Annotated in this window: 17 protein-coding genes; 6 read left to right on the top strand and 11 right to left on the bottom strand. The window is 58.3% G+C overall.

The features are described from left to right. Positions 1-167: 167 nt before the first annotated feature. A complete protein-coding gene (locus PMI36_RS25355) occupies positions 168-1,049 on the bottom strand; it encodes a LysR family transcriptional regulator (RefSeq protein WP_008068212.1) in 882 nt (293 codons plus the stop codon). A 102-nt stretch (positions 1,050-1,151) separates the two neighbouring features. On the opposite strand from PMI36_RS25355, the gene PMI36_RS25360 reads away from it, so the two are divergent. Then, a complete protein-coding gene (locus tag PMI36_RS25360; RefSeq protein WP_008068211.1) occupies positions 1,152-2,222 on the top strand; it encodes an alkene reductase in 1,071 nt (356 codons plus the stop codon). A 50-nt stretch (positions 2,223-2,272) separates the two neighbouring features. Then, positions 2,273-2,857 carry an isochorismatase family protein gene (locus PMI36_RS25365; protein WP_008068209.1) on the top strand — a complete coding sequence of 195 codons (585 nt, stop codon included), beginning with the start codon at positions 2,273-2,275 and terminating at the stop codon, positions 2,855-2,857. 121 nt (positions 2,858-2,978) lie between these two features. On the opposite strand, the gene PMI36_RS25370 is transcribed toward PMI36_RS25365, so the two are convergent. Both PMI36_RS25370 and PMI36_RS25375 read right to left on the bottom strand, forming a co-directional pair. Beyond that, positions 2,979-4,880: a potassium transporter Kup gene (locus PMI36_RS25370; protein WP_008068208.1), complete on the bottom strand. Its 1,902-nt coding sequence runs from the start codon at positions 4,878-4,880 to the stop codon at positions 2,979-2,981. A gap of 302 nt (positions 4,881-5,182) precedes the next feature. Continuing rightward, positions 5,183-5,803 carry a cell wall hydrolase gene (locus tag PMI36_RS25375; RefSeq protein ID WP_008068207.1) on the bottom strand — a complete coding sequence of 207 codons (621 nt, stop codon included), beginning with the start codon at positions 5,801-5,803 and terminating at the stop codon, positions 5,183-5,185. Positions 5,804-6,262: 459 nt separating this feature from the next. On the opposite strand from PMI36_RS25375, the gene PMI36_RS25380 reads away from it, so the two are divergent. Then, a complete protein-coding gene (locus PMI36_RS25380) occupies positions 6,263-7,114 on the top strand; it encodes a CAP domain-containing protein (RefSeq protein WP_008068205.1) in 852 nt (283 codons plus the stop codon). A gap of 35 nt (positions 7,115-7,149) precedes the next feature. Continuing rightward, complete coding sequence (chrA, locus tag PMI36_RS25385) at positions 7,150-8,508, top strand: chromate efflux transporter (RefSeq protein ID WP_008068203.1); 1,359 nt, start codon at positions 7,150-7,152, stop codon at positions 8,506-8,508. 14 nt (positions 8,509-8,522) lie between these two features. Here chrA and PMI36_RS25390 read toward each other — a convergent pair whose 3' ends face one another. The 5 genes from PMI36_RS25390 to PMI36_RS25405 form a co-directional block, all read right to left on the bottom strand. Then, positions 8,523-8,921, bottom strand: coding sequence for a DUF5329 domain-containing protein (locus PMI36_RS25390; protein ID WP_008068201.1), 399 nt, complete (start codon positions 8,919-8,921; stop codon positions 8,523-8,525). A 69-nt stretch (positions 8,922-8,990) separates the two neighbouring features. Beyond that, on the bottom strand, positions 8,991-9,227 hold the full coding sequence (locus PMI36_RS31855) for a hypothetical protein (RefSeq protein WP_081499224.1): 237 nt from the start codon (positions 9,225-9,227) through the stop codon (positions 8,991-8,993). 174 nt (positions 9,228-9,401) lie between these two features. Beyond that, positions 9,402-9,638, bottom strand: a complete 237-nt coding sequence (locus tag PMI36_RS25395) for a hypothetical protein (RefSeq protein ID WP_008068197.1) — start codon at positions 9,636-9,638, stop codon at positions 9,402-9,404. 61 nt (positions 9,639-9,699) lie between these two features. Then, positions 9,700-10,488 carry a DeoR/GlpR family DNA-binding transcription regulator gene (locus tag PMI36_RS25400; protein WP_008068196.1) on the bottom strand — a complete coding sequence of 263 codons (789 nt, stop codon included), beginning with the start codon at positions 10,486-10,488 and terminating at the stop codon, positions 9,700-9,702. A gap of 213 nt (positions 10,489-10,701) precedes the next feature. Then, complete coding sequence (locus tag PMI36_RS25405) at positions 10,702-11,595, bottom strand: LysR family transcriptional regulator (protein ID WP_008068195.1); 894 nt, start codon at positions 11,593-11,595, stop codon at positions 10,702-10,704. Between the two features lie 85 nt (positions 11,596-11,680). Between PMI36_RS25405 and PMI36_RS25410 the strand changes: the two genes are divergently transcribed. Continuing rightward, on the top strand, positions 11,681-12,517 hold the full coding sequence (locus PMI36_RS25410; RefSeq protein WP_008068194.1) for an NAD(P)H-dependent oxidoreductase: 837 nt from the start codon (positions 11,681-11,683) through the stop codon (positions 12,515-12,517). A gap of 605 nt (positions 12,518-13,122) precedes the next feature. Here PMI36_RS25410 and PMI36_RS25415 read toward each other — a convergent pair. The 3 genes from PMI36_RS25415 to PMI36_RS25425 form a co-directional block, all read right to left on the bottom strand. Then, positions 13,123-14,451, bottom strand: a complete 1,329-nt coding sequence (locus PMI36_RS25415) for an alkaline phosphatase D family protein (protein ID WP_008068193.1) — start codon at positions 14,449-14,451, stop codon at positions 13,123-13,125. A gap of 155 nt (positions 14,452-14,606) precedes the next feature. After that, complete coding sequence (locus tag PMI36_RS25420; protein ID WP_008068192.1) at positions 14,607-15,029, bottom strand: HD domain-containing protein; 423 nt, start codon at positions 15,027-15,029, stop codon at positions 14,607-14,609. A gap of 14 nt (positions 15,030-15,043) precedes the next feature. Further along, complete coding sequence (locus PMI36_RS25425; protein WP_008068191.1) at positions 15,044-15,394, bottom strand: hypothetical protein; 351 nt, start codon at positions 15,392-15,394, stop codon at positions 15,044-15,046. 624 nt (positions 15,395-16,018) lie between these two features. Between PMI36_RS25425 and PMI36_RS25430 the strand changes: the two genes are divergently transcribed. Further along, positions 16,019-16,312 (top strand): hypothetical protein, encoded by a 294-nt coding sequence (locus PMI36_RS25430; RefSeq protein WP_008068190.1) that lies wholly within the window; start codon positions 16,019-16,021, stop codon positions 16,310-16,312. The last annotated feature ends 147 nt before the right edge of the window (positions 16,313-16,459 follow it).

Here is a 16,459-nt window from a genome sequence, read left to right as displayed (position 1 = left end):
TTCTCGTTGCACTGCATTAGCGCGGTCGATAATCCACAATACGTGCTTAACATCTTTATTTCAGGGCGCTTGATGCAGGATCTGCGATCAATACGCGGTGAGTACGTTGTACCCGTGATTTTGCATGAGATTAGAGAAAGAGCCCACTCCATGAACTGCCCGGAACGCTACGCATCCTGAAGCCGCTCACGCAGAAACTCGATAAACCGCTGGGTTTTCGCCGGCAACAGCCGCGTCTCGGTGAGGGCGTAAACCGAGACGGGTGAAGCCTGCCACTGCGGCAAGACTCTGCGCAGTGTGCCATCGGCGAGGTCTTGCGCAACGATACCTTCCCCCAATAACGCGATACCCAGGTCCAGCGTCGCCAGACGTCGAATCATTCCCACGCTGTTGAGTTCGAATCGACCGCCAACCTCAACCTCCACCTCCCCTTCACTGCCGGAGAGTATCCAGCGGTCGGCGCGCGTGCCGCGCATACGCAGGCATTCGTGGCGGGTCAGGTCCGTGGGTTGAATCGGATCACCGTGCAGTTCGAGATAACGGGGTGAGGCATACAGGCCGCGGCGCAAACTGGCGAGCTTACGGGCGATCAGGTTCGAACTCGCGGGTTCGCCCATGCGAATGACCACATCAACCGGTTCACTCACCAGATCGACCTGACGCGGGGTCAGATCGAACTCGAAGCTGATACCGGGATACAACCGGGCAAACTCCGCGATCAGCGGCGCCAGGTAGATATTGGCGAAATCCACCGGGAGTGAAGCCCGCAGTACACCGCTGGGTCGGGCAAGCATTTCGCCGAGCTGCTCATGCGCAAGCCGGGCTTCTTCGACGATGCGTTTGCAGCGATCGAAGTACAACTGCCCCGCCTCGGTCAGCTCGATCTTGCGCGTGGTGCGATGCAAAAGCCTTAGCCCGATTTCCTTCTCGAGGCCACTTATCCGGCGCGACAGCGTCGAATTCGGCATCCCCATCGCTTCCGCTGCCCGGCGGAAACTGCGCGCCTTCACGACCTCGACGAACAACGCCATGTCGTTGAGAAACTCCAATGTCATTGCTCCATCAGTGGATCAGTCAATTCAGTTTTACCCGGTTTATCCCGGATTCGGATTGATCAATGATAGCCACATCGTTTACCGAGGAGTACCGCAATGCATTCGCTTTTTTCTCAGGTCCAGATCGGTCGCCATACACTGACCAACCGCATGGTCATGGCCCCGATGACCCGTTCGCGTTCCGATGATTACGGGGTGCCTACCGAGCTGGTCCCGACCTACTACGCGCAGCGCGCCGGTGCCGGGTTGATCATCTCTGAAGGGGTGTTCCCTGTGGCCTTGGGCAAGGGTTACGTGCGTACTCCCGGTATCGAAACCGCCGAGCAAGTGGCCGCCTGGAAGCACGTCACCGAGGCCGTACATGCTCGCGGCGGTCGGATCTTCATGCAATTGATGCACTGCGGACGCATATCGCACCCTTCGCTGTTGCCTGGCGGCGCCCTGCCACAGGCCCCCTCCGCGATCAAACCCGCCGGCCAGACCTGGACAGCCTCAGGTCTTCAGGATTTCGTCACCCCACAGGCGCTGACCGTGGTCGAGATTGCCGCGGTCATCGAGGGCTACCGTCAGGCCGCACGCCTGGCCATCGAGGCCGGTTTCGACGGTGTCGAGCTGCATGCCGCTTCGGGGTATCTGCCTGAACAGTTTCTCTCGACGAGTAGCAATCAGCGCACGGATGAGTACGGTGGATCGGTTGAAAACCGTGCTCGTTTTGTACTGGAGGTGTTGAACGCCATGGCGACGGAAATTGGCAGTGATCGCGTCGGCATCAAGCTCTCCCCTGAGATGAACTTCAATGACATCGTCGATGCCAACCCGCAAGAAACCTACACTTGGCTGGTCGAGCAATTGCGCGGACTGAATCTCGCTTATCTGCACGTTGCCCTGTTCGGCGCCAGCGTCGACTACCACGCCTTGTTGCGCCCACTGTTCGACGGCAGCTACCTGATCGGTGGCGGACTCGATCAAAACGCCGCCGAAGCCCTGATCGCTGAGGGCCGGGCCGACGCGGTGGTGTTTGGCAGCGCATTCCTCGCCAACCCCGACCTGCCCGAGCGTTTTCGCACAGGCGCCGAGCTGAATGTGCCGGACAAAAACACGTTCTACGCACCAGGCGCGCAAGGGTATATCGATTACCCGGCCATGAGCCCGGCACAGAGCGCCTGAGGAAACTGCCATTGCGATGCATGCCCAACCTTACTGCCAGGAGAATCATCATGACGTACGAAAAATTCAGTGCCGACAATGCCGCCCTGCTGTTGATCGATCACCAGGTGGGGACGATGGGGTGGGTGAAATCCATTCCGTTCGAAGAGCTGAAACGCAATGCCCTGATGCTCGCCAAAGCGGCCAGCATTCTGAAGCTTCCGGTGGTCCTGACCTCCAGCATGGAGGAATACGCTCAGGGGCCGCTGCTCAGTGAACTGGAGCAGATCCTGCCCGCCGAATTCGCTTCCCGCGTCAAACGCCTGGGCATCGTCAACGCGATGGACGATGAACACTTCGCCGCCGCGGTCAAAGCCACGGGCCGAAAAAAACTCATCATTGCCGGCGTCACCAACGACGTCTGCACGGTGTATCCGGCGCTGAGTCTGGTGCGTGAGGGGTATGAAGTTCAGGTGGTGGCCGATGGCGGCGGCTCACCGAGTGTCATGGCCGATGACATCGCCCTGCGGCGGATGGATAAAGGCGGCGTGACGCTGACGACCACCAACCAGCTGATTGCAGAACTCGCCGGAAGCTGGGCTACGCCGCAAGGTGGGCAGTTGGTGCAAGTGCTGATGGAAGCGCTTCAAGGCTAAAGGGTTGGTGCAGAACCTGTGGGAGCGGGCTTGCTCGCGAAAGCGGTGTGTCAGGCAACATTAATGTCGGCTGACACTGCCTCTTCGCGAGCAAGCCCGCTCCCACAGGGATGAATCGCGTCTACATCTCAACCTGCGTGCCCAGCTCGATCACGCGATTGAGCGGCAACTTGAAGTATTTGAGGTTGCTGTTGGCGTTCTTCAGCAAAAACGCGAACAGGCTTTCGCGCCAACGGGCCATGCCGATACGTTTGGTCGGGATAACCGTCTCCCGGCTGAGGAAGTAAGTGGTGCGCATCGGACTGAAATCCAGCTCTTTCAAATGGCATAGGCTCAACGCCAGAGGCACGTCGGGCTCCTCGATAAAACCAAAGTGCAGACTCACTCGAAAGAACCCTTCACCATAAGCCTCGACCTCGAATCGCCGGTCCGCCGCCACGCGCGGGCTGTCTTCAGACACCACGGTGAGCAACACCACCTGCTCGTGCAGCACCTGGTTATGCAACAGGTTGTGCAAGAGGGCATGAGGGACCGCATCCGCCCTGGCCGTCAGAAATACCGCGGTACCCTGCACACGATGGGGTGGTTGCGAGCCAATGCTGCTGATGAACAACGGCAGCGGCAGCGAGGTTTCGTCCAGCCGCTCGACAATGATCTTTCGGCCCCGTTTCCAGGTGGTCATCAATATGAACAGGGCAATACCGGCAATCACCGGGAACGCACCGCCCTGGAAGATCTTCGGCGCATTGGCGGCGAAGTACAGGCTGTCCACTATGAGAAAACCCAAGAGCATCGGAATAGCCAGCCAACGAGGTGTTTTCCAAAGCAGCAATACGACAGCCGAGGACAGAATGGTGGTAATCAGCATGGTCCCCGTCACCGCCACACCATAAGCCGCCGCCAGTGCACTGGACGATTCAAAACCGATGACCAGCAACACGACGCCGACCATCAGCGCCCAGTTCACCATGCCGATGTAAATCTGCCCCTGCTCCTGACTGGAGGTGTGCTGGATAAACATCCGCGGCACGTAACCCAGCTGAATGGCCTGGCGAGTCAGTGAGAACGCGCCGGAAATCACCGCCTGGGAGGCGATGATGGTGGCCAGTGTCGAGAGCGCGACCATCGGCAGCAACGCCCAGTCAGGTGCCAATAGATAGAACGGATTACGTACCGCTTCAGGGTTCCCGAGGATCAGCGCGCCCTGGCCAAAATAGTTGAGTACCAGGCCGGGGAGCACCAGGATGAACCAGGCTCGGGCAATGGGTTTGCGACCAAAATGGCCCATATCGGCATACAGGGCTTCAGCACCGGTCAATGCCAACACGACGGCGCCCAGGATGGCGACGCCAATGCCCGGATGAACCACGAAAAATTGCACCGCCCACGCAGGATTCAGCGCTTGCAGAACTTCCGGCCGTTGCAAGATGCCGTAAATGCCAAGTGTGCCCAACACCACAAACCACAGCACCATGACCGGGCCGAACAGGATGCCGATACGAGCCGTGCCGTGTTTCTGTATCAGGAACAGTGCTACCAGGACGACCACGGACAGCGGAACCACCCAATGCTCAATGCCATCGAACGCAAGCTGTAGCCCTTCAACCGCAGAGAGCACCGAGATGGCCGGGGTGATCATGCTGTCGCCGTAAAAAAGTGCCGCGCCAAACAGGCCAAGCAATACCAGGACCCTGCTCATTTTGGGATACGGCGCAGCGGCCCGACGTGCCAGTGCCGTCAAGGCCATGATGCCCCCTTCGCCCTGGTTGTCGGCACGAAGGATAAACAGCACGTACTTGATCGAGACGACCCAGATCAGTGACCAGAAGATCAACGACAGAACGCCCAGTACACCGTCGTGATTGGCCTGGACTCCGTAATGACCGGCGAACACTTCCTTCAGGGTGTAAAGAGGGCTGGTGCCGATATCCCCATAAACCACGCCCACCGCGGCGATGAGCAAGCCCACTCCCGAGGTTTTGGAATGGGATTCTTCATGGGCCGGGATCGCTGTTTCGCTCACGGGTAGCTTCTCGATAAGGAGGAAGGATTGCAATGCCAGTCAGTTTAGCGAAATCCATGTGGGAGCGGCGGTGCGACGATTCGACTTGCTCGCGAAAGCGGTGTGTCAGGCGACATCAATGTTGACTGGGCCACCGTCTTCGCGAGCAAGCCCGCTCCCACAGGTTTCGCAGAAGCATTGCAGGCATATTCACGATCAAAAAAACGCGGCAAGTATCGTCGCGAGGGAGAATATCGACCGTAAAGAATTCGTAAAATTGTACGGGCAGCACCCTCCGCCAATGATCATCAAGCGATTCACTCCTATTTTGCCGTCCCGCCACGAGGTTTATAGAACAGGAACTTCCGGGTCTCAGCCGTCTTGGTGTATTTCTTCGCCCAGGCGGGCTTCACCGTTCTGTCGTGGAAATACAAGGCGCCATGGGTTCGGTCCTTGAGTTGCTTGTTGAGCGCCTTGCGCGCGATTTCCTTGGCGATGACATACTCGTCGTCTTCCTTTACCTGATCCGCACGTCCGTCGCACCACCACGAAAACTGGCAGGAGCCCGTTTCAGAGCCTTGCTTGACCACGGCGCACACCGTATCGGGAAAACCCTCATGGCCGAGCCGGTTCATGACCACGCTGGCGACGGCTTCCATATCCGCACCGGCCACACCTTTGGATTCCCAATAGATGCTGCGTGCAAGGCAGGTGATTGCATCGTCCAGAGGGGCTGCGCCTGCCGGATCGACCGCCTGCACTTCGGACGGGGTGATGACCTCGGACTTGGGCACCGGAAGTTCGCTGTCCTTCTCGGCGGCTTTCTCTTCCAGGACCTGCGCCTTGTCTTCAGCCACTTCCTGTTTTTGCTCCTGCTCAGTCGCCAACACCTGGCCGCCTAAAAGGATGATTGCGAAGCAGGTGAGTCCCCATTTAAATCGCATGATCGATCCTTCCGATGACACTGGCTTGAGCAATGAAACGGCGATGTTGTAGCGCTGACCTGCTGTGATTGTAGTCGCCGCACGTTATTCCAGCCGTCTGACAATAATCTGCATGTCGAGGCGAAAAGGCATTGCATTCGCAGGGGGGAAATCGCGCATCATGGGCAAAGGGGGCGTTCTCAATTAGTTTCCCCGCCGCGCCGGGTCTGCTGTTGTGCAGGGCAAGGCGCGAGAAGCGTGGTTTGGTCATTCCAAATAAGCTTCGAGCAACGCAGCCCTGCACAACAGCAGGCCCGGCCCTTCGGGTTGTGCCTTAAAGCGGGCCAGCCTGCGTTGCAGGCCTTGGAAAGGGAACAACCATTCCCAGCGGCCTACGCCTTGCCTGGTCCGCTTTAAGGCGACAACGCGGCGGGGAAACTAATTGAGAACGCCCCCCTAGTCCGTTCAAGGGAGATTTTCATGCGCAGCCTGTCATCCGTTTTGCATCTCGCCGTGTTGTCATTCGGGCTGATGTTCAGCGTCGCCGCCTCGGCGGTCGATGAAACGCAGCTGGTCGAGTCGATCAACGTTTACCGCAGCCAGGTGCAGCGCTGCGGCGGCCAAGCGTCTGCGGAACTGCCGCCGCTGGCGAGCGATCCGCGTCTGGTCCTGTCCGCCAACAGCATCGGTGACTTGCAACAGGCACTGGCCCGCGCGGCGTATCCGATGGTCAATGTCCAGGCGATCAGCCTGTCCGGCCCGCGTGATGCGCCGTCCGCCATGAAGGCGATTCAGGAGAGCTTCTGCCAAGTGGTGCTGGACCCGCAATTCGTCGACATCGGCGTCAGCCGCAATGGCCGTGAATGGCGCATTGTGCTGGCGCGTCCGCTGTTGACCGGGCGATTGGGTGACTGGCAGGCGGAGGGACAGAAACTGCTTGAAGCGATGAACAGCGCCCGCGCCCAGACGCGCCAGTGCGGCACCCAAGCCTTTACCGCCACGACGCCGCTGGCCTGGAACGCCACACTGGGCTCCGCGGCCGAGACCCACAGCCGGGCCATGGCCAACAATAACTATTTCGATCACAAGGACCGCGACGGCCGCACACCGGGTGATCGGGCTGAACTGGCCGGTTACGCCGGTCAACAGGTCGGCGAGAACATCGCCGCCGGGCAAGACACCGTGCGCAAAGTGGTCGATGGCTGGCTAGCCAGCCCAGGCCATTGCGCCAATCTGATGAACCCGCAATTTCGTGAGCTGGGTGCGGCTTACGCGGTGGACCCGAAGAGTGACGCAGGCATTTACTGGACGGCGATGTTCGGGACGCCGTGAAGGCTTGAATTGCCCTTTGAAAAAGGAATCATCATTTGAATAAAGCCCCCTCTTCGACCGTCGATCAGAACCTGTCGAAGCCTGAGGCCATCAGCCTGCGGGAAGCGTTCCTGTTCTGGTTGAAGCTCGGCTTCATCAGTTTCGGCGGACCGGCCGGACAGATTTCGATCATGCACCAGGAGTTGGTGGAGCGCCGACGCTGGATCTCGGAACGGCGCTTTCTGCATGCCCTCAACTACTGCATGTTGTTGCCTGGGCCTGAGGCTCAGCAATTGGCGACCTACATCGGCTGGCTGATGCACCGGACGTGGGGCGGCCTGATTGCCGGCGCGCTGTTTGTGCTGCCTTCGCTGTTCATCCTGATCGCGTTGTCATGGCTGTACATCGCCTTTGGCGAAGTGCCGGTGGTGGCCGGCCTTTTCTATGGGATCAAGCCTGCCGTGACCGCCATTGTGGTGCAGGCGGCCCACCGGATCGGCTCGCGGGCATTGAAGAACAATTGGCTGTGGGGAATCGCCGCGGCTTCATTCACGGCCATCTTCGTGTTCAATGTGCCGTTCCCGTTGATTGTGCTGGGCGCCGCGATCATCGGTTATGTCGGCGGACGTCTGGCACCTGAACGGTTCCGCACCGGGGGCCACAGCGCGGCGAAAAAATCCTTCGGCCCCGCCTTGATCGATGACGATACCCCGCCTCCCGAACACGCCCGCTTCAACAGTTTTAAATTGCTGCGTCTGTTGCTGGTGGGTGCGGCGTTGTGGGTATTGCCGATGGGCATTCTCACCACGCTGTTCGGCTGGGAAGGCACCCTGACCCAGATGGCCTGGTTCTTTACCAAAGCGGCATTGCTGACATTCGGCGGCGCGTACGCCGTGCTGCCTTATGTGTATCAGGGCGCGGTCGGCCATTATGGCTGGCTGACACCCACGCAGATGATCGACGGTCTGGCACTCGGCGAAACCACCCCCGGGCCGCTGATCATGGTGGTGGCCTTCGTCGGTTTCGTCGGCGCCTATGTTCAGCAGGTGTTCGGCCCTGACCATGTGTTCCTGGCCGGCGCCCTCGCCGCCACGCTGGTGACCTGGTTCACCTTTCTGCCATCGTTCCTGTTCATCCTCGCCGGCGGTCCGCTGGTGGAGTCGACGCACAACGAACTCCGGCTCACCGCGCCGCTGACCGCGATTACTGCGGCGGTGGTCGGCGTGATCCTTAATCTGGCGTGTTTTTTCGGCTACCACGTGCTCTGGCCCAACGGCTTCAGCGGCCAACTCGACTGGCCTTCGGCGCTGATCGCCATTGCGGCGGCCATCGCCTTGTTCCGCTTCAAGCGGGGCGTGATCGAGGTATTGACGGGGTGCGGCCTGATCGGGTTGGTGGTGCATTTGCTGCGCTAGCGCAGCAAACGTGATCAATTAAGTTGTCGCTGCCTCTGCAGCTCGGTCTTCAACCACGTATCTGCCGGTTGTACACCCGCCGGACAGCGCACTTCATAGGCGCGACCACTCACACTGCTTTGGGTGGCCGCCAGGTCGATGAAGTTTTCTGCGCTATTGATCTTGTCCCTCTCTTCGAGATACTCAAGCTTCTTTTCCAGATGCGCCCGGGCCTGAGCGCCCGGGTATTCGCTCCCGTTGCGCACAAACCGGCACTCACTGTGCTCGACAAAGTCCAGCAAGCTGTTTATTTCCTGAGTGGCTTGAGGTGGGGTTTGCGCCTGTACATTGAGCACCACTGCGGTCAGGCCGATACCCGCCGCGATCAACCAGTGGCTGACATGCCGAGTGAAACGTCCAGGCAGAACTCCCATGGTGACACCTCGCATGACTGACGGCAGATCAGAGCGGTGGTGCCCGCTCTGAAGGCTGGCGAGCAAGTATCAATCGTCGTCGCGGTCGTCGCGGTCCCGGTCACGGTAACGACGGCGATCATCACGCCGGTCGTAATCCCGGTCATACCGTCGATCATCACGCTGGTCATAACCTCGGTCATGGTCGCGACGGTATTCACGGCGGTGATCCCGATCGTACCTGTCATCATCTTCCCAGTGAGGAAAGCAGCCTCCCAACAAGAGAGTAGCTGCAATGGCCAGGGTCATTATCGCGGTGCGCTTCATTTGAACATCCTAAAAGCAAAGGTCAGAGCTGCGGGGCTGAGTTGACGCTATCCACGAATTCAATCGAAGAGCGTGCAAACCGCAGATACGACCTTCCAGATGCTCAATGATTCCGCAACGCACTCCTTGTAGCTGGCGAAGCTGCTACAAAGATTGCGATGACGACGTTAGGCCTTACAGCGTTCTTTGGCTGTTACCGATGGTTTTGGCTTTTTCGATGGCCCACTCCATCGCCGCTTCCATGTCCAGCAGATGCGGCGACGGGTGTTTATCCTCAACGATGGCCGAACCGTCCGGCCAATAGACACCCATGAACATCTTCAGCGAACCATCTCTCAATATCTCGGCTTTAACCTCGATGCTGCATCCGTTCGATAGCGTTTCCGAGTGGATCATATGGCGCTCAGTCATGGCTGCATTCCTCCCGTCGTTGCTATCAGCGTAACCCATGCTGCACTGAGCGCGATGACGCTCAAGCGTCTATCTGCACCACCTCGACCCCCAGTTTTTGATAATCCTCGACATTGCCCGAGGCCACATGACGTTCGGTGATCAGGGTATGCACGCGGTTGCAAGGCGCAACCACGAAGGGCTCCACCGCCCCCAGTTTGTCCGCGGTGGTGACGGCAATCACATGGGAAGCGCTGGCGAGCATCGCCTGCTTCACCGGCACCTCATCGAAATGCAGCGAGCTGATGCCGACTTCCGGATGAATGGCGCAGACCCCGGTGAACAGCAGATCGGCCTTGATGCCTTCGATCAACCGCAGGGTTTCATGCCCGCCGGAAGACATCGTCGCGGGATTGAGCTGACCACCGGCAACAATCACCGTGATGCCTTTGTATTCGGCGAGGGTGATCGCGATCATCGGCGACGCGGTAATGGCCGTGATGGAGATGTCAGCGGGCAGCGAGCGCGCGATCTGCAGCGTGGTGCTCCCGGAATCGAAAATCACAATCTGGCCGTTTTTCACCCGGCGTGCGGCGAGTTGGGCCAGACGGGTTTTCACCTCATCGGTTTCGCCAACCCGAGTGAAGTAATCCTTGCCCGTATCCTTGGGCCGCGGCAGCGCCCCGCCATGCACCCGCTGCACCAGCCCGGCGCTGGCCAGCTCCGACAGATCCCGGCGGATGGTGTCTTCGGACACAGCAAAATGCTGGCTCAGCTCGGAGGCCATGACCTTACCGTCGCGTTCCAGGATCAAAAGGATTTTCTGACGGCGCAGCTGCGGGAGTTCGGCGCTGGAATGCTCGGCTTGCATGGTTATGCCTGTTTTTGCGTGTTTGTGCGAGATTAGTCAAACACTCAAGTGAACACAACCGGCAGCAGAAGAATGCAGGCTCATGCCAGGCACAGAACCTGTGGGAGCGGGCTTGCTCGCGAAAGCGGTGTGTCAGGCAACATTAATGTCGCCTGACACACCGCTTTCGCGAGCAAGCCCGCTCCCACATGGATTGCGTTTAACTGACGTCAATCACAACGCATTCACAATGAACTCCCTCAACCATTGATGCGCAGGGTCGCGATGAACACGCTCGGGCCAGAGCATCGACATCTCGTAACCCGGGACATCAAGCGGTGGCTCGACCACCTCCAACGCCCCCGCATCGCGAACCAGCCGTGACGGCAGCATCGCCACCATGTCAGTACTCTCCACCACCGACCGCACAAACAGGAAATGCGGGACTGAAAGCACCACCCGGCGTGTCATGCCCACCGCCGAAAGCGCCTGGTCGGTAACACCCTGAAACGCCCCACCATCCCGTGACACGATCACGTGGTCGAGTTCACAGAATTGCGCCAGTGTCGGCCGCTTTTTCAACTGCGGATGGCCAGCACGCCCTACCAAAACATACCGCTCGGTAAACAACGCTCGACGCCGCAAGCCGAGGGGAGCGTCCTCGCTGGTGTGGAAAGCCAGATCGATTGCCCCCTGCTCCGCTTGCCTGGCGATCTGCGACGGAACCAGGTCAAACACCGCCAAACGCGTGCCCGGTGCTGCCGAACGCAGCCCAGCCAACGCTGGCAACACGATGGTCGACTCAGCGTAGTCAGACGCCATGACGTTCCACGTCTGCCGTGCCTCAACCGGGTTGAAAGGGCTGGCGGGTGACACGGCGCGCTCCAGGGCTTCCAGGGCCTGACGCAACGGCTCGCGCAACTCATCGGCCCTGGCCGTGGGCCGCATGCCCCGTGGTCCTGGCAATAACAGTGGATCACCGAAAATGTCCCTCAACTTGGCGAGATGAACACTCACCGACGGTTGAGACAAACTCAGGCGTTGCGCCGCACGGGTCACGTTGTGTTCCGAGAGCAAGACATCAAGGGTCAGCAGCAGATTGATGTCCAGGCGTCGCAGATTATTCATGGTAATACCTGGCATATTGGTTATTCATTTCCAATATACCTGGCAAAGCCCGACTCTGCAGCCTCCTGACACCGGAGACTCAGCCATGAAAGTTCTGCTCGTTTATGCCCATCCCGAACCAAAATCATTGAACGGCTCGCTCAAAGACTTTGCCGTCAAACGCCTGGAAGCTAACGGCCACCAGGTGCAAGTCTCTGATCTATACGCGATGGACTGGAAAGCCTCGCTGGATGCCGATGACAGTCCCGGCCGCCCGGCCGAATCGCGGTTCAATCCTTCGCTGGACTCCAAACTTGCCTTCGAAGAAGGCCGGCAAAGCCAAGACATCGTCCTCGAACAGGAAAAACTGCTCTGGGCCGATACCGTCATTCTGCAGTTTCCACTGTGGTGGTTTTCGATGCCGGCGATCCTCAAAGGCTGGGTGGAACGCGTCTATGCCTATGGTTTTGCCTATGGCGTAGGAGAACATTCCGATGCGCGCTGGGGTAACCGCTATGGAGAAGGCACGCTGGCGGGCAAACGGGCGATGCTGATCGTCACCGCGGGTGGATGGGAGTCTCATTACAGCCCTCGGGGCATCAATGGGCCCATCGATGATGTGTTATTCCCGATTCAGCATGGCGTGCTGTTTTACCCCGGTTTCGACGTGCTGCCACCGTTCGTGATCTATCGCACCAGCCGAATGGATGAAGCGAAATTTTCGACGACCTGCGACGCGCTCGGTCAACGGCTTGATGACCTCGGGAGGACCGCACCGATTCCTTTCCGGCCGCAGAATGCAGGCGCGTATGACATCCCGCAACTCACGTTGCGTGCGGAGATTGCTTCGGATCAGACTGGGTTTGCAGCTCACGTCAGACAGGCAGAGCGTGATGAATCAGATGTGCGGGCGCCAACCGCAAAAGCGAGTGCCGTGAGTTAAATCGTAATGTGATCGGTGCAGCTGCCGAAGCTTGCGTTCGGCTTGTAGCAGCTGACGAGCTCGCGAGGCTGCGTTCGGCTGCGAAGCAGTCGTAAACCCTGAATGCACAGTGTGCCTGACGGACCGCAGTGCCTGATTTTACGACTGCTGCGCAGCCGAACGCAGCCTTCGGCAGCTGCTACGAAGAACGCGTCGTGGCTGAAATGGTTTAACCGACTCGCAAACACGAAAAAGCCCGCACAAGGCGGGCTTTGGAAATCGATGTAGGTGGCCAGCGCTGGTCTCTGGCTTACAAGGTTTATCGGGCCTCTCACAGAACAGGATTTTTAACTTTAGGCTGTTCTGCCTCACACGGCATAAGGGCTGGATCTCAGCGCGGAGATCTTTCTAACCGTGTACCCTTGGGAGCGCGCCCCACGCTTCCTCGCTATCCCTTTGCGCATCAGTCTGCGTCTTCACCTACAGTTTCAGAATAGCAAATCGTTCGAGGTCTGGGTCGGGCTTTTTAGACCGATTCTTTTCTAAGGGAATGACAGGTAAATGGAAAGATACTAACGCTGCGCACCTATGGAATCCCCTCACCACAATGGAACTCTCCTTTCCCTTTAGGGATGGAATTTCCCACTCGGCCCCGCACCCGTTTTTGTTGTGCGAAAAATCTTATAGCCCACCGTCTGCCTGGCTGACGTCATATCGACATCGATCACCATGACATTCGAGTGATTACCGTAAAAGGAATCCGGATCGATACACGACAGCGTGGAAATTCCATTAGGCAGGGTGTGCGAGTGGTTCATGTTGTAGATCTGCTCAGGCCTAATGTTTGGGGTGTACTGGTTTATCGGACTGGACATCAACTCATTGATCACCGTGCTTTTCTCACCGCGCGAAACCGCAAGCGTGGCGTGATAAGAGGTGTGCATGTCGCCCGTCAGGAAGGTCAGGCGTGACACGTTTTTTTCGAGGACATGCTCAAGGATGCGGCTTCGCTGTTCTTCGAAAGCAGGATCCGACCATTTGTCACCTTCAGAGTTTTTCACCACCCCCACGAACGGCACGCTGGTGACAACGAACTTCAGGTCATCACGGTAACGCGACAGCCAGCGCAACAGGTCGTCTTCCTGGACCTCATCAAGCAAACACTTTTGCGCCGTGCTGCGGTAATACCGGGTGTCCATGACAAAGAACTTCACCGCGCCGTAGTTGAACTCGTAGTGGTAATGATGCTCGGCATGAGGACTCGAAGGATTGTGCGAATGCTGAAACTCCCAATACGCCTTGATGGCGGCGTTTGCCAGCGCTTGCGTGGACGAACCGGTGGCCGTGTCGAAGTTGTTGATCAGTTCATGGTCGTCAAGAATCATGTAATGCGATAACTCTGTCAGCGTCCGGCGCGCGGGCACACAGTCCTCCCAGGCATCCAGATACTTGTCACGAAAGAACTGCACATCGATGGAGGGCTGGCGCGGGATGTCCGAGTAAATCTGGTCGCCGCAATGAATCATGAAGCGTGCGTCGTTGTTTTTGGCCACCCGAGAAATCTCGACCCAGGCGCGGTCGGGCCTCTCCAGTATCCCGAGCGAATGCAAATTGCAGGAGCCGAGCACGAAAGAGAATGATCCGGTCAGTTCTACCGCGGGAAAGGTGCGAAAACGCCCCTCGGTATAGGCATCACGAACTCGCTCATCGGCTGCCGCACCGCGGGTCTTACCGAAGGCCACCTTCACGGTATAAGGCGTATCGGGATTGAGCTTTTTCCACTCCAGAACGCCCGTGTAAAACTCCATTGGCTGGGCATCGAGCACCTTGGTGGGGCCTGTCGCGTTGTTGTCGCAATCCACTACATCAACAAAGGCCACCGGCCAACGCTCGCTGGCGCGTACCCAGACTTTAATCGACGTATCGGTGGTATGACCGAGAATGAGCCGCGCCATCTGATGTCCTCCTGAAACCTGAGCAGCAGTTCAGTCGATAAATCAGCATCGCGCCACTAAGACATCAAACCCGCCGCGTAAGAACAAATCCCTGATGATTTGGGGGCTTTGTCGTTTCTGGCTGGAACACCCTCCGCAAATCTCGCCAACAATAGCTACGACCGCAACACCCCAATCGCCCGCCGATACTTCTCAACGCGCTCCAGATCCTCCCAGGACGGCTGGGCAATCCGCGACAAGTCGCTGTTCTCTTCCAGATCCGCCAGTTTCACCACCCGCCCGATCGGGTTCTGCGCCACGCGCTCGATAAACTCTTCGTACGACTCATCCGGCACCTTGGTCACCGACGCAATCGCCATCAGCACCGTTTCGCTAAAACCTTCGTTACGCAGATCGTCGAAGCTGATGCCGCAGTCTTCGACCACGTCATGCAGCACCGCGACGATGCGCTCTTCCAGCGTGTTCACCCGCAGCATGACTCTCAGCGGATGCAGGATGTAAGGCGCACCGCCCTTGTCCATCTGCCCCTCATGCGCCGCCGCGGCGATGGCAATGGCGCGTTCCAGTGTCTGACTCATGGATTCTCCTCGGGTTAAACGCCGTAACGGCCGGCGACATGAATGTTGCGCTTGGCGCCCTCAGCGTGGCGTTCGAGAATCATCGACACCAGCGTCGCCTGATCGACGCCCGGATGACCATCCACCACTTCAGCGACCCAGCCACAACCGGACTTTTGCACATGCTGACGCCACTCACCCGGCCAGGCTTCAAGCGCCGACACCGCCAACCACACCGCCCCACCCTGCTCGCAATGACCGCCACCGATGGACTGTTCGAAACAAAAAGGCGTGTCCGGTCGGGAAAGGTCGATGTGGAAGAGATAAATGTCCTGGGTTTGGTGCTGTGGCGTGGGGGCGTTGTTGCGGCTGCCGATTTCGATCATGGGCGCGTTCCATCCTTGAATTCCCGTTGGCGTTGAGTCTACGACGGCGACGGCGCTGGACGGCATCTTTTGATTTTCCCATCCGAAAATCATGTAGGAAACCACCCTCTGTGGCGAGAGAGCTTGCTCCCGTTAAGCGGCGAAGCCGACCCAAATCCTGCCGCATCTTTAAACGTGCCCACATCCTGTAGCAGCTGGCGAAGCCTGCGTTCGGTTGCGCAGCAGCCGCAAACCCAGCGCGCAAGGTACAACTGACACTAAACAACCTCTGATTTCTCGGCTGCTACCCAGTCGAATGCAATCTCCGTCATCAGCCAACAAACATGGGTTTTGATCCTACACCCGCGTTTGCAGGCACAAAAATGGACGCCTATATTCGACCCGTCGCTGACAGCAGTTAGCGATTGGGTTTCGCAGCCCTACAGAATAGAATCAGCCGGCACCGTCATAAGACACCCAGGCGAGCTTCGCCTGCGTCGCAGTTTATGGCGGCTGTGCGTGGGAGACTTTCGAGTCTGCCGGGTTTGATTCTTTCCTGGTCTGCGAACCCGCGCACAGTTGCCACCCATTTTGTATCGCAGCAAAAAGGTGGCAGTTCATGCCCTTCAAAAAGAATCTTATCTAATGAAAATGAACAACCCGCTCCGCCACTACACCCCCATGTCCCACTTCGCCACCGACCACCCCGTCCTCCTCATCGACGCCGACGCCCCACTGCGCGAACTCCACAACTGCCTCAGCGAACGCCTCAGCGCCGTCCTCAAATACCTCAACCTCATGGCCTGCACTAGCCTGCCGGACTACGCCGAGCACGACATCAACACCGTTACCAACATCGCCCGGATCATGGTCCAGGATGTGTGCGATGTGTTTCGGGTGATTGAGCAGCGTGGGTTTGATGCGCCTGAGGGTCAATGACCCATTATTTGAGTCGTAAAAAAACCCGCGCTATTGCGGGTTTTTTACGGCTGCAACCATTCGTACGGGCGATTTTTCTCGATTCGCAACTTCATCGCACAGCGATGGCAAAAGGTCTCCTGTTCCCAGGGCCTCCCAAACAACAAC

The sequence above is a fragment of the Pseudomonas sp. GM79 genome (genome assembly GCF_000282495.1).
Taxonomy (GTDB): Bacteria; Pseudomonadota; Gammaproteobacteria; order Pseudomonadales; family Pseudomonadaceae; genus Aquipseudomonas.
This window is presented reverse-complemented; position numbering and strand designations above follow the sequence as displayed.